Below are 17,522 nucleotides of genomic sequence, written 5' to 3'. Positions count from 1 at the left end.
GTAGCAATGAGTCAGAACGTGTACCAGTTTATCGACTTGCAGCGCGTTGATCCGCCGAAGAAAGCGCTGAAGATCCGTAAAATTGAATTTGTTGAAATCTATGAGCCGTTTTCAGAAGGCCAGGCCAAAGCACAGGCAGATCGCTGCCTCTCCTGCGGCAACCCTTACTGCGAGTGGAAATGCCCGGTCCATAACTACATCCCGAACTGGCTGAAACTGGCAAATGAGGGGCGTATTTTTGAAGCGGCTGAGCTGTCGCATCAGACCAACACCCTGCCGGAAGTATGCGGCCGCGTTTGCCCGCAAGACCGGTTGTGTGAAGGTTCCTGTACGCTGAACGACGAGTTTGGCGCGGTGACCATCGGCAACATTGAACGCTATATCAATGACAAAGCGTTCGAAATGGGCTGGCGCCCGGATTTGACCGGTGTGAAACAGACCGATAAGCGCGTGGCGATTATTGGTGCAGGCCCGGCAGGCCTGGCGTGTGCCGATGTACTGACCCGCAACGGTGTAAAAGCGGTGGTGTTCGATCGCCACCCGGAGATCGGCGGCCTGCTGACCTTCGGTATTCCGGCCTTTAAGCTGGAAAAAGAGGTGATGATCCGCCGTCGTGAAATTTTCACCGGCATGGGTATTGAGTTCAAACTCAATACCGAAGTGGGTCGCGACGTGCAGATTGACGAGCTGCTGAAAGAGTACGACGCGGTGTTCCTTGGCGTCGGGACTTATCAGTCGATGCGCGGCGGACTGGAAAATGAAGACGCAAACGGCGTCTTCGATGCACTGCCGTTCCTCATCGCCAACACCAAGCAGATTATGGGCTTTGGCGAAACGCCGGAAGAACCGTATGTCAGCATGGAAGGCAAACGTGTTGTGGTGCTTGGCGGTGGCGATACCGCGATGGACTGTGTGCGCACTTCAGTACGCCAGGGCGCGACGCACGTTATCTGTGCCTATCGCCGTGATGAGGAGAACATGCCAGGTTCGAAACGCGAAGTGAAAAACGCGCGTGAAGAAGGCGTCGAGTTCCAGTTTAACGTGCAGCCGCTGGGCATTGAAATCAATGCCAATGGTAAAGTGTGCGGTGTGAAGATGGCACGCACCGAAATGGGCGCGCCGGATGCGAAAGGCCGTCGCCGTGCGGAAATTGTTGCCGGTTCCGAACATGTGGTTCCGGCTGACGCTGTTGTCATGGCGTTTGGTTTCCGCCCACACAGCATGGAGTGGCTGGCAAAACACAGCGTTGAGCTGGATTCGCAGGGCCGTGTGATTGCGCCAGAAGGCAGCGAAAATGCGTTCCAGACCAGCAACCCAAAAATCTTTGCTGGCGGCGACATCGTGCGTGGCTCTGACTTGGTGGTAACGGCGATTGCCGAAGGCCGTAAGGCGGCGGACGGCATCCTGAACTACCTCGAAGTGTAATATCCATGTAGCGACCCAAAAGGAGGCTTCGGCCTCCTTTTTTATACGCATTTTAAAGGTAAAAAAAAGCAGAACCGTCAGGTTCTGCTTTCCAGGTTATTTCACCACGCGCAGCGATGGACGCCCACCGCGCGGCGGCGGATCGTCATCAGGGCTGTTATCGTGATCGTCTTCGTGATCGGGTTTATCACCGTCGATAACCGACATCACCGTCTCGTTTTCCTGCGCAGAAGTATTGTCGTCATCGTTCAGGCCGACGACCTCTTCATCGTACGCGGCTTCCGGTTCAAACATCGTACCGGCACCGTTTTCACGGGCATAAACCGCCAACACGGCGGCCATTGGCACTTCAACCTGACGCGGCACGCCGCCGAAGCGCGCGTTGAAACGCACTTCGTCATTCGCCAGTTCCAGATTGCCGACCGCGCGCGGTGCAATGTTCAACACGATCTGCCCGTCACGCGCATACTCCATCGGCACGCGTACGCCCGGCAACGTCACATCAACAACCAGATGCGGCGTAAGCTGGTTATCCAGCAGCCATTCGTAGAAGGCCCGCAGTAAATACGGACGGCGTGGAGACAGTTGTGACAAATCCATTCAGTTAACCCCGGCCCAGGCGCATTTCGCGCTCGGCTTCTGTCAGAGAGGCAAGGAAGGAATCACGCTCGAAAACGCGTGTCATATACCCTTTCAGCTCTTTCGCACCGGCACCGCTCAGTTCGATACCCAGTACCGGCAGACGCCACAGCAGCGGAGCGAGGTAGCAGTCAACCAGGCTGAACTCATCGTTCAGGAAGTAAGGTTTCTGGGTGAACAGCGGGCCAATCGCCAACAGTTCTTCACGCAGCTGTTTACGCGCCGCGTCCGCCTGTGCGCCACTGCTGTTCTGGATGGTATTCATCAGCGAATACCAGTCCTTCTCAATACGATGCATGTACAGACGGCTCTCACCGCGCGCCACCGGGTAAACCGGCATTAACGGCGGGTGCGGGAAACGTTCGTCCAGATATTCCATAATGATGCGTGATTCCCACAGGGTGAGTTCACGATCTACAAGTGTCGGTACGCTTTGATTCGGGTTGAGGTCAATCAGATCCTGAGGAGGATTATCCTTTTCCACGTGCTCAATTTCGAAGCTGACACCTTTTTCGGCCAGCACGATACGGACCTGATGGCTATAGATGTCCACAGGACCAGAAAACAGCGTCATTACCGAACGTTTGTTGGCAGCGACAGCCATGAAAACCTCCAGGTATATATTCAGAATTTACTGCTACCGGACTTAATCGACCGGTCAGATGTTGAGTTAACTACCCGCGCGTACTGTCACTCTCGTTGTAAGGCAAACAAAAAATGAACAATCCCAGCCATTTGGGCAGAAAATTGGATGATAGTTTACCAGATTTTGCGGGCTTTGTGGTGAGGGGATTCTGGAAATGCTGAAAAAGAAGAGATAATCAATGGATTGCTGTGGATAACACGATCTTTATCCATAAAAAAACCCGGTTCGCACCGGGTTTTTTCGCCAATCGTTCTGCCGAAGCAGAAACCAATTAACGTTTGGAGAACTGCGGACGACGACGTGCTTTGCGCAGACCGACTTTTTTACGTTCAACCTGACGCGCGTCACGAGTGACGAAGCCAGCTTTACGCAGTTCGGAACGCAGGGACTCGTCGTACTCCATCAGAGCGCGGGTGATACCGTGACGGATCGCACCAGCCTGACCGGAGATACCACCACCTTTAACGGTGATGTACAGGTCCAATTTTTCAACCATGTCGACCAGTTCCAGCGGCTGACGAACTACCATGCGGGCAGTTTCACGACCGAAGTACTGTTCCAGCGAACGCTGGTTGATTACGATTTTACCGTTGCCCGGTTTGATAAACACGCGAGCGGCGGAGCTTTTGCGGCGACCAGTGCCGTAGTATTGATTTTCAGCCATTGCCTATAATCCCGATTAGATGTCAAGAACTTGCGGTTGCTGTGCCGCGTGGTTGTGCTCGTTGCCAGCGTAAACTTTCAGTTTACGGTACATAGCACGACCCAGCGGACCTTTTGGCAGCATGCCTTTAACCGCGATTTCAATCACACGCTCAGGACGGCGAGCAATCATCTCTTCAAAGGTCGCTTCTTTGATACCACCGATGTGGCCGGTGTGGTGGTAATACATTTTGTCTTCGCGCTTGTTGCCGGTTACAGCAACTTTTTCTGCGTTCAGAACGATGATGTAATCACCTGTATCAACGTGCGGAGTGTATTCCGCTTTATGCTTACCGCGCAGGCGACGAGCCAGTTCGGAAGCCAGACGGCCCAGGGTTTTACCGGTCGCGTCAACAACATACCAGTCGCGTTTTACGGTTTCTGGTTTAGCTGTAAAAGTTTTCATTAAAAGCTTACCCAAATAATTAGTTACACGTTGGTGAACACCCAAACGTTTAGTCAGTTGAGGTTCACACGACAAAGTCCGGCAAACCTACCCCTTCGAATAGCTTATGCCGACACAGAGAAAGTTTCGGGAAAAAAACCTTCTTGTAACGTGGGGTCGCAGGATTATAGAGAAGTCGGGGTCAAAGATCGACCCCTTTTCGTGATTTGACGCAGGTTTTGTCGCCCTCTGGCAAGAAAAGAAGGCAAGGCCGCATCAGGGCATATGTGCGCGTTTCAGGTATTCTTCGCTCTGCATCTCCTGCAAGCGAGATAAACAGCGCTGGAACTCAAACTTCAGCCGCTCGCCCTGGTAGATGTTATGCAGCGCTGCCGCAGCGCTAACCACCAGCTTCACGTGGCGCTCGTAGAACTCATCCACCAGCGCGATAAACCGCCGCGCTTCGCTCTCCATCAGCGGCGTCATCACCGGCACATCAAACAACATCACCGTATGAAAGAGCCGTGAAAGCGCAATATAGTCATGCTGGCTGCGGGCATCCACGCAAAGGGTAGAAAACGACACCGCCAGCGTCTGGTTTTCCACACCCAGCGTTGGCAATGGTCGATGATTAATCTCTAGTTCCGGCGCGTTTTGTCGTGCCGCCCCCGCCAATGCCAGCCACAGTTTGTCCATCTGCTGAGCAGTACTGCCATCTAACGGCGTTAACCACAGGTGCGCCTGCGTCAGTGTCCGCAGGCGATAATCGACACCCGCATCGACATTCATGACGTCGCAAAACTGTTTAATCGCGTCGATAGCGGGTAAAAACCGCGACCGCTGCAAACCGTTACGGTACAGTTCATCCGGCGGAATATTCGAGGTCGCCACCAGCGTGATACCGCGTGCGAATAGCGCTTTCATCAGCCCACCAAGCAGCATGGCGTCGGTGATATCTGAGACAAAAAATTCGTCAAAGCACAGCACATCAGTTTCGGCTTTAAAGCGATCGGCCACGATTTCCAGCGGATCGCTTTGCCCCTGCAGCGAGGTCAGCTCTTCATGGACGCGCAGCATAAAGCGGTGAAAGTGCAGACGCTGTTTACGCTCGCCGGGCAGGCTTTGATAGAACATGTCCATCAGCCAGGTTTTTCCCCGCCCGACGCCGCCCCACATATAGAGACCACGTACAGGTGCGGCTTCTTTCCGCTCAGGTTTGCCGAGCAGCTTGCCAAACTTCGCCATCAAGCCGCCACTTTGCGGCGCGGCGGGTTCGCTGCGGTTAATTAATGCCTGGTAAATGACATCCAGCCGCGAGACGGCTTCTTTTTGCACATCATCCGGTTGATGGCTACCCTCGTTCAGGGCATTTAAATATCGCGATGTTGGGGAAAGGCTCTGCATGGTGTTGTTGTTATTCCTTGAAAATCGATCCGCCCCCACAGGGTTGACGAAAAAAAGGCCGTTCTACACTACGCGATGCTGCGTCAGGATTCCACTTCTGCACGATTAGCGGTTATAGTGGCACAATCAGGCGCAGGCAGGAGCTTGCAGCCCACACCCTACGGAATCAAAAAACAACGGGAGAAGTTCATGACCTGGGAATATGCGCTAATTGGGTTGGTTGTCGGCATTATTATTGGTGCCGTGGGTATGCGTTTCGGAAACCGCAAATTGCGCCAACAGCAGGCCTTGCAGTACGAGCTGGAAAAAAACAAAGCGGAACTCGAAGAGTATCGCGAAGAGCTGGTAAGCCACTTTGCCCGCAGCGCTGAGCTGCTGGATAACATGGCGCACGATTACCGCCAGCTTTATCAGCATATGGCGAAAAGCTCTACCAGCCTGCTGCCGGAAATGTCCGCGGAAGAGAACCCGTTCCGCAACCGTCTGGCCGAATCCGAAGCCAGCAACGATCAGGCGCCGGTGCAGATCCCGCGCGACTATTCTGAAGGTGCTTCTGGCCTGCTGCGCGGCGGCGCCAGCCGTAAATAATCGAACACTTCTGAAATATTTACGGGCGCGCTCCTTGCGCCCGTCCCTTCTTGCGCATCGCAGCTATTATTTAGTCATTCACCTCATTGTTACGCGGTTGAAATTTCAATAACATCAAACTGTTTTGGGGCGTCATTCCTTCCACTTCAGGTTACGAGAGCCAGCATCAATGAAGAAACAAACCCAGCTGTTGAGTGCATTTGCGTTAAGTGTCGGGTTAATTCTCTCGGCACCCTTTCAGACCGTTGCGGCAATGCCGTCACAAGTCCCTGGTCAGGGCGCGTTACCAAGCCTCGCGCCCGTGCTGGAAAAGGTTCTGCCGGCGGTTGTCAGCGTGCAGGTAGAAGGCACGGCGGTACAAGGCCAGAAAGTCCCTGAAGAACTGAAAAAATATTTCGGCGAAGAGATGCCGGATCAACCACAGCAGCAACCACAACCGTTCGAAGGCCTGGGTTCCGGGGTGATTATTGATGCCGCTAAAGGTTACGTGCTGACTAATAACCACGTGATTAACCAGGCACAAAAAATCAATGTGCAGTTGAATGACGGGCGTGAATTCGAAGCCAAATTGATTGGCGGGGACGACCAGAGCGACATCGCGCTGCTGCAATTACAAAATGCGAGCAATCTGACACAAATTTCCATCGCCGATTCCGATCAGCTGCGCGTCGGCGATTTCGTTATTGCCGTCGGCAACCCCTTCGGCCTGGGTCAAACCGCCACATCCGGGATTGTTTCTGCCCTGGGCCGCAGCGGCCTGAACCTTGAAGGGCTGGAAAACTTTATCCAGACCGATGCTTCCATTAACCGTGGCAACTCCGGCGGCGCGCTGCTCAACCTGAACGGCGAACTTATCGGCATTAACACGGCGATACTCGCACCGGGCGGCGGCAGCGTCGGCATCGGCTTTGCGATCCCCAGTAACATGGCGCAAACCCTCTCCCGCCAGTTAATCCAGTTTGGTGAAATCAAACGTGGTCTGTTGGGTATTAAAGGCACCGAAATGAGCGCGGATATCGCCAAAGCCTTTAACCTGAACGTGCAGCGCGGCGCATTTGTCAGTGAAGTGCTGCCGAATTCGGGGTCGGCAAAAGCGGGGATCAAATCGGGTGATGTGATTGTTAGCCTGAATGGTAAACCACTGAGCAGCTTCGCCGAGCTGCGTTCGCGTATTGCGACCACAGAACCGGGAGCGAAGGTGAAGTTGGGGATATTGCGCGACGGCAAACCACTGGATGTCGAAGTGACGCTTGATAAAAGCACCTCCTCTTCTGCCAGCGCCGAGCTGATCTCTCCGTCGTTGCAAGGCGCGGAACTGAGCGACGGTCAGCTGAAAGATGGCACCAAAGGCATCACCGTCGGCAATGTGGAAAAAGGCAGCGCCGCCGCGCAGGCTGGCCTGCACAAAGATGATGTGATCATTGGCGTTAACCGGGATCGCGTACAGTCGATTGCTGAAATGCGCAAAGTGCTGGAAGCGAAACCTTCCGTGATGGCGCTGCATATCGTGCGGGGCAACGACAGTATCTATCTGCTGCTGCGCTAAGTAATTCTATCGCCGGACATCACCGCCTGCGTGTGATGTCCGGATAACTCATGTTATGCTGCTGCCGTTCTCCTTTTAATGACTATCCCATCATGTATGTGAAGCTTTTACGTTCCGTGGCAATCGGTTTGGTTGTCGGTGGTCTGATCATCGTCGCCATGCCTTCGCTGCGTAAAAACATTCCGCTCGCGACGCCGCAAATCGACAGCGCCGATGAAACGCCTGCCAGCTATAACCCGGCAGTTCGTCGCGCAGCGCCTGCGGTCGTGAACGTCTATAACCGTAGCCTGAATAGCTCCACCCATGATCGTCTCGAAATTCGTACGCTCGGTTCCGGCGTCATCATGGATCAACGCGGCTATATCATCACCAACAAACACGTGATTAACGATGCGGACCAAATCATTGTCGCGCTGCAGGATGGCCGGGTGTTTGAAGCGTTACTGGTGGGCTCGGATACGTTAACCGACCTTGCGGTATTGAAGATTAATGCTAACGGCGGCTTGCCGGTGATCCCCATCAACACAAAGCGCACACCGCATATCGGCGATGTGGTACTGGCGATCGGCAACCCGTATAACCTTGGTCAGACAACGACCCAGGGGATTATCAGCGCCACGGGTCGTATTGGTTTGAATCCCAGCGGACGGCAAAACTTTTTGCAGACCGATGCTTCCATTAACCATGGTAACTCCGGCGGCGCGCTGGTGAATTCGCTGGGCGAACTGATGGGTATCAACACCCTGTCATTTGATAAAAGTAATGACGGTGAAACGCCGGAAGGTATCGGGTTCGCCATTCCTTTCCAGCTGGCGACCAAAATCATGGATAAGTTGATCCGCGATGGCCGCGTGATCCGTGGCTATATCGGCATTGGCGGCCGGGAGATCGCGCCGTTGCACACCCAGGGCGGCGGTATCGACCCGATCCAGGGGATTGTCGTTAACGAAGTCTCGCCGGATGGCCCGGCGGCGCGCGCGGGGATTCAGGTCAATGATGTGATCACCTCGGTGAACGGAAAACCGGCTGTTTCCGCCCTCGAAACCATGGATCAAGTGGCGGAAATCCGGCCAGGGTCTGAAATTCCGGTCGAGGTCATGCGCGACGACAAGAAACTCACCTTCAAGGTCACGATTCAGGAATACCCGGCGACCAACTGAGTTTCATAAAAAACCGGAGCAACAGGCTCCGGTTTTTTCTTCCTGCGCTTGCAGGACAGCAAGGCTTAACGGTTAACGAAATCCACGCCAAGCTGAATATCTTTTTTCAGCGTATCCAGCATGCCTTCCAGCGACTGCTGCTCAAACGCGCTGAGCTTACCGATAGCATGGCGCTCTTCAATACCGTTTTTACCCAGCAGCAGCGGCTGCGAGAAGAAACGCGCGTACTCACCGTCACCTTCCACATAAGCGCACTCAACAACGCCTTGCTCGCCCTGCAGCGCGCGCACCAGCGACAAACCAAAACGTGCGGCGGCCTGGCCCATAGAAAGCGTTGCTGAACCGCCACCCGCTTTCGCCTCCACCACTTCGGTACCGGCATTCTGAATACGTTTTGTCAGATCGGCCACTTCCTGCTCGCTGAAAGTGACACCCGGGATCTGCGACAGCAGCGGCAGAATTGTCACACCAGAGTGACCACCGATAACCGGAACTTCGATATCTGTCGGCTGTTTGCCTTTCAACTCTGCCACGAAGGTGTTGGAACGGATGATGTCCAGCGTCGTCACGCCAAACAGCTTGTTCTTATCGTATACACCGGCTTTTTTCAGCACTTCAGCGGCAATCGCGACTGTCGTATTCACCGGGTTAGTGATGATGCCAATACAGGCTTTCGGCGCGGTTTTCGCCACCTGAGCGACCAGGTTTTTCACGATACCGGCGTTGACGTTAAACAGGTCGGAGCGATCCATACCCGGTTTACGCGCCACACCTGCGGAAATCAGCACCACATCGGCGCCTTCCAGCGCAGGCGTCGCATCATCGCCGGAGAAGCCTTTAATGGTGACAGCGGTAGGAATATGGCTGAGGTCAACGGCAACCCCAGGGGTTACAGGTGCAATATCATACAGGGAGAGTTCTGAACCTGAAGGCAGTTGTGTTTTCAGTAGTAGGGCGAGCGCTTGACCGATACCGCCGGCCGCGCCGAGGACTGCGACTTTCATCCTAAACTCCTTATTATGGTTAGCTAAATATTTTGTTACTCCGTTGCGGCGACCTTAATCCACCCTGGTAATTATGACAGTAAACGCGCCAAAATAGTGCGGCGCAGCCCACTGTTAAGATCTTATATAAGGATGGATATGACCGTCAGATCGGCAAGTTAAGCAACTAACACTCAGAGTCTATAATATAGCTGCGATATTCACCAAAATAACATCAACTTTATAACATTTAATTTACTTTTTAATCTTATTTGCGACGTAAGACACATGTGGCTGTGCTTCATCACAGGATTTGATAAACTTCGCGCCTTCTCAGCAGTTTTCAGAAATTCCCTCGCGAGAATATTTGCATAAAAATTCATCAATATGCATAATAATGTTGTTTTCACGGCCATATTACGGGTGACTTATGCGAAGCTCGGCAAAACAAGAAGAATTAGTTAAAGCGTTTAAGGCGCTTCTTAAAGAAGAGAAATTCAGTTCTCAGGGAGAAATTGTTCAGGCTCTGCAGGAAGAGGGCTTCGACAATATCAATCAGTCTAAAGTCTCTCGCATGCTGACCAAATTCGGCGCGGTGCGCACGCGCAACGCGAAAATGGAAATGGTCTACTGCCTGCCGATAGAACTCGGGGTTCCCACCACCTCCAGCCCGCTGAAAAACCTGGTGCTGGATATTGATTACAATGATGCCGTCGTGGTGATCCACACCAGTCCCGGCGCGGCGCAGCTGATTGCGCGCCTGCTGGACTCTCTGGGCAAAGCGGAAGGCATCCTTGGCACTATCGCCGGGGATGACACGATTTTCACCACACCAGCCAAAGGCTTCACGGTTAAAGATCTCTATGAAGCTATTTTGGTACTGTTCGAACAAGAACTGTAATTAGCGCCTCTCCCCCGGCTTCGCTCGCGGGGGAATGTTCGGCTTTTTGCTGCACAATTCGACTTTTCACCTGCTGCTAACTTAGCAGTTAGTGCGATTTATGGTTTCCCTTCCCTTTCCCAGCGTATACCACCGCACAAAAAATCAAATTCATCTATCCATATGATTTTCTTAACTAACGTTAACTATATTCTTACCTGAACGCTGTTTTTTATGCATTTCAGCAATATAAAACCGCAAATCATATTCCCATTCATCATAGTTATAATTAGCTTGGTATTAATTATTCGCGTGACTAGTGTATACTTGATTTTGTGATGAGGGTCACGAAACAAGACCTTCCGAAAAATTTAAAGAAAAGAATACGACGAGGTAATAGACATGAATATCAAATCTACCGTTGCAACACTGAGTGTCCTTTCAGCCCTGTCATTTGGCGCTTTCGCGGCGGATTCCATCAACGCGGAACAGGCGCAATCTCGCCAGTCGCTGGGTACCGTTTCGATCGGTTCTGTAACCGCATCACCGATGGACATGAACGCGCAACTGAGCAAAAAAGCGGAAGAACAAGGTGCGTCAGCTTACCGCATCATTGAAGCACGTAGCGGCGACCAGTGGCACGCAACCGCAGAGCTGTACAAATAAGTTTTACCGATAACCCTATGAATTCGTCACTCAACGGCACCAGGCACAAAAATAGCTGTTCAACCCTTCTCGCCGTTGAGCCTCTCTAAAGGAGACAGACAATGAAACGTAATATCATCATCGCATCCCTTGGCCTTGCATCCCTGATCGCTTTCGGCGCGAGCGCCGCAACGTTAGTTAACAGTGAACAAGCCAGCAACCTGCAATCTATGGGCAGTGTTTCGATTTCCCAACGAGCGGGCGTCCCGATGGACATTCGCCAGGAGCTCTCTGCTAAAGCCGATCAGGCTGGCGCGAGCAGCTACCGTATTATTGAAGCGCGTACGGGTGATAGCACCCACGTTACGGCTGAACTGTATAAATAAACCCTCGTCGTCTTGTCCGACGACTTGCCCCTGCCTGTCAGGGGCTTTTTTTTGCCTTCACTCACCGCACATTAAAACGCAACTCGCCTTCCAGCTCCTCTTCCGCTTCATCAAAGAGCAGAATCAACGCGCCAAAACGACGGCGCTGTTTTTCCGGCAGATGAATAAATTCAATTTCCAGCGGCAAAGGCAGCGCGCCATCCATCACTGTGTCCCACAGGGAATCCAGATCGTGAACTTTCTCGCGCTCAATAGCGAACTGGCGGCTAAACTCGCGGTAGAAAGCACTTTGATCGTCGATATGTTTAAAATCGAAAGTGTAGATATTCATTTTCCGCCATCAGCCCAACAGGGCGGCAAGACGCCGCCCGCATGATTACAACCCCCCAAGGTGCAGAGTTTTCACTTCCAGAAACTCTTCCAGCCCCAGCACCGAACCTTCCCGGCCAAGGCCGGACTCTTTCACCCCGCCAAACGGTCCCAGCTCCGTTGATACCGCACATTCGTTAATGCCGATCATGCCGCTTTCAATCGCCTGCGAAACGCGAAATACCCGCTGCAGGTTCTGCGTATAGAAATAGGCGGCCAGACCAAACGGTGTTGCGTTGGCGCGTTGCACCACCTCCTCTTCGCTGGTGAAACGGAAACAGGCGGCTACCGGGCCAAACGTCTCCTCCTGCGCCAGCTTCATGCCATCGCTGCAATCACCCAGCACCGTTGGCTGCCAGAAGTTTCCGCCGAGGCTGTGTGGTTTGCCACCGGCCAATACTTTCGCTCCTTTGGCGACGGCATCGTCGACATGCTCGCGCACTTTGTCCACCGCGGCGCGTTCAATAAGCGGTCCGACAACCACGCCCTCATCCAGACCATTACCCACTTTTAATCCATTAACAGCCTGCGTCAGTTTTTGCGTAAAGGTCTCGTAGACCGATTCATGGATATAGAAGCGGTTAACACTGACGCACACCTGCCCCGCATTACGGAATTTATTGGCGATAGCGCCCTGCACCGCCGCGTCAATGTCGGCATCCTCAAACACGATATAAGGCGCATTTCCTCCCAGCTCCATCGACACTTTTTTCATGGTTTCAGCCGCGTTGCGCACCAGCGTTTTCCCCACCGCCGTCGAGCCGGTAAACGAGATTTTGCGCACTTCATGGCTGGCCATGATCGCATCGCTGATTTCAGACGTATTTCCGGCAACGGCATTCAGCACACCGTCCGGCACACCAGCTTTTTTCGCCAGCGCCAGCAAAGCAAACGCGCTAAGCGGTGTGTTATTTGCCGGTTTAATAACGCCGGTACAGCCTGCCGCCAGCGCGGGTCCAAGCTTGCGGGTCAACATCGCCATTGGGAAATTCCACGGCGTAATCGCGGCCACTACGCCAATGGGCTCTCGCGTCGCCAGAATGCGTGAGCCGGGCTTGATGGGCGGGATAATTTCACCGTTAGCGCGTTTCGCCTGCTCAGCAAACCACTGAATAAAGCTGGCGGCATAGTCAACTTCGCCTTCCGCTTCTTTCAATGGTTTGCCCTGCTCGGTGGTCATCAATCGCCCCAGCCAGCTTTTGTTTTCGATAATCAACTCATACCAGCGATACAAAATGGTCGAACGCTCTTTCGCGGTTTTCGCCCGCCATGCGGGAAAAGCGCGCGTCGCGGCAGCAATGGCTTCTTCGGTCTCTTTCTTGCCTGCTTTGGCAACTTTCGCGATAGTTTCACCCGTAGCCGGATTCAGAACGTCAAATGTGGTATCCAGCGTTTTCCAGACCCCATCAACCAGATAGCCGGTCTGAAAAAGCGCATTGTCCTGCAGTGACTGCGTTGTCATTTGTCCTCCTGATCTGCGGTTTATAAAAACTCTTAGAAAGTATAGCCATAAAAAAACCGACGCTTTTGGCGTCGGTTTGGCATTAACTGCTGGTCAGCGCATGTTGGTATTTGTGCAACATGCCGGTTAGCCGGTGTACCGGCTCGGTAACCTGCGGCGGTGCGTTCCAGTGGTGTAGCTTGTGCTGGTAGATATCCAGCTCTTCCAGCAACTGGGTGAAGTAACGTCGACGTTTCGTGTCGCTGCCCGCCGATATTACTTGTGACGCCGTACGTCGTAACTGGCGATGAAACGCCGACAGATCATCATTGATTGGCACCGGTGCATCCCGCAGGCGCTGATGCGCAATAATCAACGTTAGCGCGAGGCGGAACTTGGCGATATCACCCGGAAATTTATTCAGCAGCAAGAAAAGCTGTTGATACAGTGCAGGCAAATGGTTCTCTTTGCGACGCGCGGTATTGGTGGTCATTGCCGAAACGGCAGCGGAAACAAACTGGTTCAACAGCATGCGCCCGGTACGCGCTTGCGAGTTATCGCGCACCAGCAAAAGCACAACCATCGCCAGAACCACGCCAACCAGTTGTCCCAGCGCGTTATCCAAAAACTGGCTGAATTTAAAGGTCATCGGGTTATCAAGCACCAGAATATTAATGGTGCCCGCCAGCGTCGCCATTGAACCCAGCCGCCGTTTTTGCACTTCAATACCGATAAAGAACGCCAGTACCGCAAGGCTAATACACAGCAGCAGCATGCTTTGTTGCGTCGATGGCAGGATAACCAGGTAATAGAACGAACCAATCGGCAGCGCCCATAACATGCCGTAGATAAAGTCTTTCGCCACCATTTTCGGGTTCGGCAGACGCATCGCCAGCGACGTGACTACCGCGATCATTACCATCGAACCGCTGCCGGAAGTCCAGCCAGTCCACAGCCAGAACAACGTGCCCAGCATGCAAGAAAGCGTGGTGCGCCAGAAGTTAACCATCGCATGATGACGTTCGGCTGATTCGGCTTTCACCACCACTTCGCCCTGCAGAACCTCTTCTTCAACGGCGCTGATTTTCGCGTTGCCAATAACACCGCGTTTCAGCAGCAGATAGCGGGTCGCCGCACCCACCCAGCTATAAATCGTGACCGGCGTTTCCCGCTCACCGGTCCAGGCGATGACCCGACGCATTCTTTTTAATTGCTTGTGCATCTCCTGCACGTTCTCGACCGGCTCGGCAAACAACTCGCGAAACGTATCAGTGATAAGCTCCGGGCGAGTGTTCTGAATCAGGTACGTTTCACACGCCTGGGTGATCAGCGTCAGCGACAGGGTATTGATCGCTTTCAGACGGCGGTTTGCGCGCCCCCAACGGGAAGACTCAATATTCAGATTGCTGCGCATCCCTTCAAGTGCAGTGGTACGGCGCACCAGCGCAGCCCAGGCGTTGTCCACCTCTTCGCTATCGCCATGCTTAATACACAACTGCATCAGTTGATAGTGGGCCAGCAGCAGGCTATCCAGCTCGCGGTCAATTTCCTGTTTGACGGAGCGCGGAGAAAAGAGCAGATCGGCGACAATGGCGCAGAGAATGCCCACCACGATTTCACTGCACCGCTCAACGGCATATTGCGGTGCCAGCAGGGGTTCCGTCTGAATAGTGACAACAATAATCAACGCGGTATAACCCGCCAGCCCCCAGGCGTAAGAGTTTTCAACACGCACCAGCGACGAGACCCAGGTACAAAATCCGGCCCAAATACAGCACACCATTAACATCAGAAGCGGGGTGCGGATCAGCATGATGATGATGGCCAGCCCGGCAATACAGCCGATAAAGGTGCCGACAATACGCAACATTCCCCGGTAGCGAATCGCCCCGGAATAAGGCTCGCCACCGGCGGCAAAAGCGGGTCCCGCCGCGACAATCGCCGCGGTTAATACCGCCCAGCGCGGGGTTTCAAGCTGAAAGTGAAAGCCAACAAACAGTGCCAGTACCACGGCAAAGGCCAGCTTGAAAGCAAAACGCAAATGCTGGCTGGCAATGGATAACAGCCCCATAGCGATTACCCCAGCTCACGCAGGCGATGCGCCATTTTGCGAAAGAACGAATCCTGGCTTTCATCACGATCGGATTTTCCCGTCACCACCACCGTCGCGGTGGTGCCCGCCGGCCACAGATTGCCTGGTTGTTTGTCGAGACGAATACGTACCGGCACACGCTGCGCCAGCCGCACCCATTCAAGGTTGGAATCGATGGTCGCCATGCCTTTGCTGTCATTACTGCTGCTGGCGTTCGTGACGCCTGCGGCGATGCTGTCCACCGTGCCTTTTAATACCAGATTGCTGCCAAGCGGGGTGATCTCCGCGCGATAACCGGGACGCACGCCTTCCAGCTTGGTCTCTTCCATATACGCCAGCACGTAGAACGTGTGTTGTTTCACCAGCGCCACAGCGGTGGAACCACGGGTAATAAACTCACCGGTGTAGACATTCAGGTTCGTGATCCAACCATCGGCCGGTGCACGAATGATCGTGCGCTCCAGATCCAGCTTAGCCAGATCGCGGGCTGCTTGTGCTTTGGCTAATTGATGCAGCTCGGTTTGCAGGGTGTTGTTGGCCTGGTCGATCTCTTCACGTGACATGGCCTGAACACCCAGCTGGTTACGCCGCCCGGCTTCACGGCGTTTCTCCGCCACCAGCGCTTCGTAATAGGCAACGTCTGCTTCATCTTCCGCCAGCGCTTTTTGGTAACGCGGTTGATCGATGGTAAACAGCACCTGGCCCTCTTTCACCAGTTGGTTGTCATGCACATTGACAGCGGTGACAAGGCCAGTGACATCTGGCGCGATAGCCACGACGTCGGCACTAAAGCGCGCGTCGCGCGTCCAGGGCGATTCGGTGTAATAAACCCAGGCGCGGAAAATCGCGACGAACGCCAGGATGACCAGCACCATAGTGATAGCGGTGCGAGAGATATTTCTTGTTAGTGTTTTCACTTCTACCTCAAACAAACAGGCGCGACAGCAGGTAAAAAAGGCAGCAATACAGCGCAGTGTTAAACAGCGCCGGGTGCCAGACGAAGTCATAGATCCCGGTGGGGACCAGCACACGGCGCACCAGCCAGAAGATCGCCAGTGACAAAATTAATTCGAAAAAAATCGGTGGGAACGACAAACCGAACACCACGATGACGGGAAACAGACTCATGTTGACCTTGATTAGAGTGCGTGCAGGTGACAATTCGTTCTAACGTCACCGCAGGAGTAAGGGCAAGGAGAGCCAGGCGAGAGTGACGTGAATATTCTTAATAGATAGTATATTAACGTAACTGTTATGCTGTTATCTATATTATGTGATCTAAATCACTTTTAACTCAGAGTGAATAATGGAACGACTAAAACGCATGTCGGTGTTTGCCAAAGTGGTGGAATTAGGTTCGTTTACCGCCGCCGCCCGACAGCTACAAATGAGTGTTTCCTCCATCAGCCAGACCGTCGCCAAACTTGAAGATGAGTTGCAGGTAAAGCTGCTAAACCGTAGCACGCGCAGCCTGGGCCTCACCGAAGCGGGCAAGATTTACTACCAGGGCTGCCGCCGGATGCTGCATGAAGTGCAGGACGTTCACGAGCAGCTTTACGCCTTTAACAACACCCCAATCGGTACGCTGCGCATTGGCAGTTCTTCAACCATGGCGCAAAATGTGCTGGCAAAAATGACCGCCGATATGCTCAAAGAGCATCCGGGTTTGTCGGTAAATCTCGTCACCGGGATACCGGCGCCGGATCTGATTGCTGACGGTCTGGATCTGGTGATCCGCGTTGGCGCACTGCAGGATTCCAGCCTCTTCTCCCGCCGCCTTGGCGCGATGCCAATGGTGGTTTGCGCGGCTAAAAGCTACCTCGCTCAGTACGGCATTCCTGAAAAACCAGCCGATATGGTGAACCACTCCTGGCTGGAATACAGCGTGCGTCCGGATAACGAATTTGAGCTGGTGGCACCTGAAGGGATCGCCACGCGGCTTATCCCACAAGGGCGGTTTGTCACTAACGATCCGATGACGCTCACGCGCTGGCTGACCGCCGGAGCCGGGATCGCCTTCGTGCCATTAATGTGGGTGATCGACGAGATCAACAGCGGTCAACTTGAGATCCTGCTGCCGCGCTACCAGTCCGATCCTCGCCCGGTTTACGCGCTCTATACCGAAAAAGATAAGCTGCCGCTAAAAGTGCAGGTGTGTATTAACTATCTGACGGAGTACTTTATTGAAGTGGCGAAGGTGTATCAGGGCATGCAGGGACGCAGCGTGTGAA

The 17,522-nt window shown here is 53.5% G+C and carries 19 protein-coding genes; 8 read left to right on the top strand and 11 right to left on the bottom strand.

Translation table 11 applies throughout. The features are described from left to right. Positions 1–6 precede the first annotated feature (6 nt). The gene (locus tag BN2591_RS06520) at positions 7–1,425 is read left to right on the top strand and encodes a glutamate synthase small subunit (protein ID WP_017457312.1); all 1,419 of its coding nucleotides are present in this window, start codon (positions 7–9) and stop codon (positions 1,423–1,425) included. Positions 1,426–1,521: 96 nt separating this feature from the next. On the opposite strand, the gene sspB is transcribed toward BN2591_RS06520, so the two are convergent. From sspB to zapE, 5 genes are all read right to left on the bottom strand, one after another. Continuing rightward, a complete protein-coding gene (gene sspB / locus BN2591_RS06515; RefSeq protein ID WP_086870042.1) occupies positions 1,522–2,025 on the bottom strand; it encodes a ClpXP protease specificity-enhancing factor in 504 nt (167 codons plus the stop codon). A 4-nt stretch (positions 2,026–2,029) separates the two neighbouring features. Beyond that, positions 2,030–2,668 (bottom strand): stringent starvation protein SspA, encoded by a 639-nt coding sequence (gene sspA, locus BN2591_RS06510; RefSeq protein ID WP_017457310.1) that lies wholly within the window; start codon positions 2,666–2,668, stop codon positions 2,030–2,032. A gap of 313 nt (positions 2,669–2,981) precedes the next feature. Then, positions 2,982–3,374, bottom strand: coding sequence for a 30S ribosomal protein S9 (gene rpsI / locus BN2591_RS06505; RefSeq protein WP_000829818.1), 393 nt, complete (start codon positions 3,372–3,374; stop codon positions 2,982–2,984). 15 nt (positions 3,375–3,389) lie between these two features. Beyond that, on the bottom strand, positions 3,390–3,818 hold the full coding sequence (gene rplM / locus BN2591_RS06500; RefSeq protein ID WP_004868222.1) for a 50S ribosomal protein L13: 429 nt from the start codon (positions 3,816–3,818) through the stop codon (positions 3,390–3,392). A gap of 255 nt (positions 3,819–4,073) precedes the next feature. Next, a complete protein-coding gene (zapE, locus tag BN2591_RS06490; protein WP_086870040.1) occupies positions 4,074–5,201 on the bottom strand; it encodes a cell division protein ZapE in 1,128 nt (375 codons plus the stop codon). Positions 5,202–5,390: 189 nt separating this feature from the next. Here zapE and zapG point away from each other — a divergent pair, with 189 nt between their 5' ends. The 3 genes from zapG to degS all read left to right on the top strand — a co-directional run bounded on the left by zapG (position 5,391) and on the right by degS (position 8,495). Next, positions 5,391–5,789 carry a Z-ring associated protein ZapG gene (gene zapG, locus BN2591_RS06485; RefSeq protein ID WP_065369473.1) on the top strand — a complete coding sequence of 133 codons (399 nt, stop codon included), beginning with the start codon at positions 5,391–5,393 and terminating at the stop codon, positions 5,787–5,789. Between the two features lie 169 nt (positions 5,790–5,958). Next, complete coding sequence (degQ, locus tag BN2591_RS06480) at positions 5,959–7,335, top strand: serine endoprotease DegQ (RefSeq protein ID WP_086870038.1); 1,377 nt, start codon at positions 5,959–5,961, stop codon at positions 7,333–7,335. 92 nt (positions 7,336–7,427) lie between these two features. Continuing rightward, the gene (degS, locus tag BN2591_RS06475) at positions 7,428–8,495 is read left to right on the top strand and encodes an outer membrane-stress sensor serine endopeptidase DegS (protein ID WP_017457305.1); all 1,068 of its coding nucleotides are present in this window, start codon (positions 7,428–7,430) and stop codon (positions 8,493–8,495) included. Positions 8,496–8,560: 65 nt separating this feature from the next. On the opposite strand, the gene mdh is transcribed toward degS, so the two are convergent. Further along, complete coding sequence (mdh, locus tag BN2591_RS06470) at positions 8,561–9,499, bottom strand: malate dehydrogenase (protein ID WP_086870036.1); 939 nt, start codon at positions 9,497–9,499, stop codon at positions 8,561–8,563. 409 nt (positions 9,500–9,908) lie between these two features. On the opposite strand from mdh, the gene argR reads away from it, so the two are divergent. The 3 genes from argR to yhcN (BN2591_RS06455) all read left to right on the top strand — a co-directional run bounded on the left by argR (position 9,909) and on the right by yhcN (BN2591_RS06455) (position 11,389). Continuing rightward, entirely contained in the window at positions 9,909–10,379 is a 471-nt protein-coding gene (argR, locus tag BN2591_RS06465) for a transcriptional regulator ArgR (protein WP_017457303.1), read from the top strand. 381 nt (positions 10,380–10,760) lie between these two features. Then, positions 10,761–11,024 (top strand): peroxide/acid stress response protein YhcN, encoded by a 264-nt coding sequence (gene yhcN / locus BN2591_RS06460; RefSeq protein ID WP_086870034.1) that lies wholly within the window; start codon positions 10,761–10,763, stop codon positions 11,022–11,024. Between the two features lie 101 nt (positions 11,025–11,125). Beyond that, entirely contained in the window at positions 11,126–11,389 is a 264-nt protein-coding gene (gene yhcN / locus BN2591_RS06455) for a peroxide/acid stress response protein YhcN (protein ID WP_086870032.1), read from the top strand. Positions 11,390–11,450: 61 nt separating this feature from the next. Here the strand turns inward: yhcN (BN2591_RS06455) and BN2591_RS06450 are convergent, their stop codons facing one another. The 5 genes from BN2591_RS06450 to aaeX form a co-directional block, all read right to left on the bottom strand. Continuing rightward, positions 11,451–11,720 carry a barstar family protein gene (locus tag BN2591_RS06450; RefSeq protein ID WP_017457300.1) on the bottom strand — a complete coding sequence of 90 codons (270 nt, stop codon included), beginning with the start codon at positions 11,718–11,720 and terminating at the stop codon, positions 11,451–11,453. A gap of 45 nt (positions 11,721–11,765) precedes the next feature. Then, positions 11,766–13,220 (bottom strand): NAD-dependent succinate-semialdehyde dehydrogenase, encoded by a 1,455-nt coding sequence (locus BN2591_RS06445; protein WP_086870029.1) that lies wholly within the window; start codon positions 13,218–13,220, stop codon positions 11,766–11,768. Positions 13,221–13,302: 82 nt separating this feature from the next. Further along, positions 13,303–15,270, bottom strand: a complete 1,968-nt coding sequence (gene aaeB / locus BN2591_RS06440; protein ID WP_086870027.1) for a p-hydroxybenzoic acid efflux pump subunit AaeB — start codon at positions 15,268–15,270, stop codon at positions 13,303–13,305. A gap of 5 nt (positions 15,271–15,275) precedes the next feature. Then, the gene (aaeA, locus tag BN2591_RS06435) at positions 15,276–16,208 is read right to left on the bottom strand and encodes a p-hydroxybenzoic acid efflux pump subunit AaeA (protein ID WP_086870025.1); all 933 of its coding nucleotides are present in this window, start codon (positions 16,206–16,208) and stop codon (positions 15,276–15,278) included. Between the two features lie 7 nt (positions 16,209–16,215). Next, positions 16,216–16,419 (bottom strand): p-hydroxybenzoic acid efflux pump operon protein AaeX, encoded by a 204-nt coding sequence (gene aaeX, locus BN2591_RS06430; RefSeq protein ID WP_061492969.1) that lies wholly within the window; start codon positions 16,417–16,419, stop codon positions 16,216–16,218. 178 nt (positions 16,420–16,597) lie between these two features. On the opposite strand from aaeX, the gene aaeR reads away from it, so the two are divergent. Then, on the top strand, positions 16,598–17,521 hold the full coding sequence (aaeR, locus tag BN2591_RS06425) for an HTH-type transcriptional activator AaeR (RefSeq protein ID WP_017457295.1): 924 nt from the start codon (positions 16,598–16,600) through the stop codon (positions 17,519–17,521). Position 17,522: the final 1 nt, after the last annotated feature.

Source organism: Kosakonia pseudosacchari (genome assembly GCF_900184035.1).
GTDB lineage: Bacteria > Pseudomonadota > Gammaproteobacteria > Enterobacterales > Enterobacteriaceae > Kosakonia > Kosakonia pseudosacchari.
The sequence above is the reverse complement of the archived record's forward strand: the minus strand, read 5'-3'. Positions and strand labels throughout refer to the sequence as shown.

What these genes read in the sequence shown, in the direction of transcription:
- aaeX (WP_061492969.1), bottom strand. Translation starts at nt 16,419, where the DNA reads ATGAGTCTGTTTCCCGTCATCGTGGTGTTCGGTTTGTCGTTCCCACCG.
- degQ (WP_086870038.1), top strand. Translation starts at nt 5,959, where the DNA reads ATGAAGAAACAAACCCAGCTGTTGAGTGCATTTGCGTTAAGTGTCGGG.
- yhcN (WP_086870034.1), top strand. Translation starts at nt 10,761, where the DNA reads ATGAATATCAAATCTACCGTTGCAACACTGAGTGTCCTTTCAGCCCTG.
- aaeR (WP_017457295.1), top strand. Translation starts at nt 16,598, where the DNA reads ATGGAACGACTAAAACGCATGTCGGTGTTTGCCAAAGTGGTGGAATTA.
- argR (WP_017457303.1), top strand. Translation starts at nt 9,909, where the DNA reads ATGCGAAGCTCGGCAAAACAAGAAGAATTAGTTAAAGCGTTTAAGGCG.
- zapG (WP_065369473.1), top strand. Translation starts at nt 5,391, where the DNA reads ATGACCTGGGAATATGCGCTAATTGGGTTGGTTGTCGGCATTATTATT.
- sspB (WP_086870042.1), bottom strand. Translation starts at nt 2,025, where the DNA reads ATGGATTTGTCACAACTGTCTCCACGCCGTCCGTATTTACTGCGGGCC.
- BN2591_RS06450 (WP_017457300.1), bottom strand. Translation starts at nt 11,720, where the DNA reads ATGAATATCTACACTTTCGATTTTAAACATATCGACGATCAAAGTGCT.
- BN2591_RS06445 (WP_086870029.1), bottom strand. Translation starts at nt 13,220, where the DNA reads ATGACAACGCAGTCACTGCAGGACAATGCGCTTTTTCAGACCGGCTAT.
- rplM (WP_004868222.1), bottom strand. Translation starts at nt 3,818, where the DNA reads ATGAAAACTTTTACAGCTAAACCAGAAACCGTAAAACGCGACTGGTAT.
- degS (WP_017457305.1), top strand. Translation starts at nt 7,428, where the DNA reads ATGTATGTGAAGCTTTTACGTTCCGTGGCAATCGGTTTGGTTGTCGGT.
- aaeB (WP_086870027.1), bottom strand. Translation starts at nt 15,270, where the DNA reads ATGGGGCTGTTATCCATTGCCAGCCAGCATTTGCGTTTTGCTTTCAAG.
- rpsI (WP_000829818.1), bottom strand. Translation starts at nt 3,374, where the DNA reads ATGGCTGAAAATCAATACTACGGCACTGGTCGCCGCAAAAGCTCCGCC.
- yhcN (WP_086870032.1), top strand. Translation starts at nt 11,126, where the DNA reads ATGAAACGTAATATCATCATCGCATCCCTTGGCCTTGCATCCCTGATC.
- mdh (WP_086870036.1), bottom strand. Translation starts at nt 9,499, where the DNA reads ATGAAAGTCGCAGTCCTCGGCGCGGCCGGCGGTATCGGTCAAGCGCTC.
- zapE (WP_086870040.1), bottom strand. Translation starts at nt 5,201, where the DNA reads ATGCAGAGCCTTTCCCCAACATCGCGATATTTAAATGCCCTGAACGAG.
- BN2591_RS06520 (WP_017457312.1), top strand. Translation starts at nt 7, where the DNA reads ATGAGTCAGAACGTGTACCAGTTTATCGACTTGCAGCGCGTTGATCCG.
- sspA (WP_017457310.1), bottom strand. Translation starts at nt 2,668, where the DNA reads ATGGCTGTCGCTGCCAACAAACGTTCGGTAATGACGCTGTTTTCTGGT.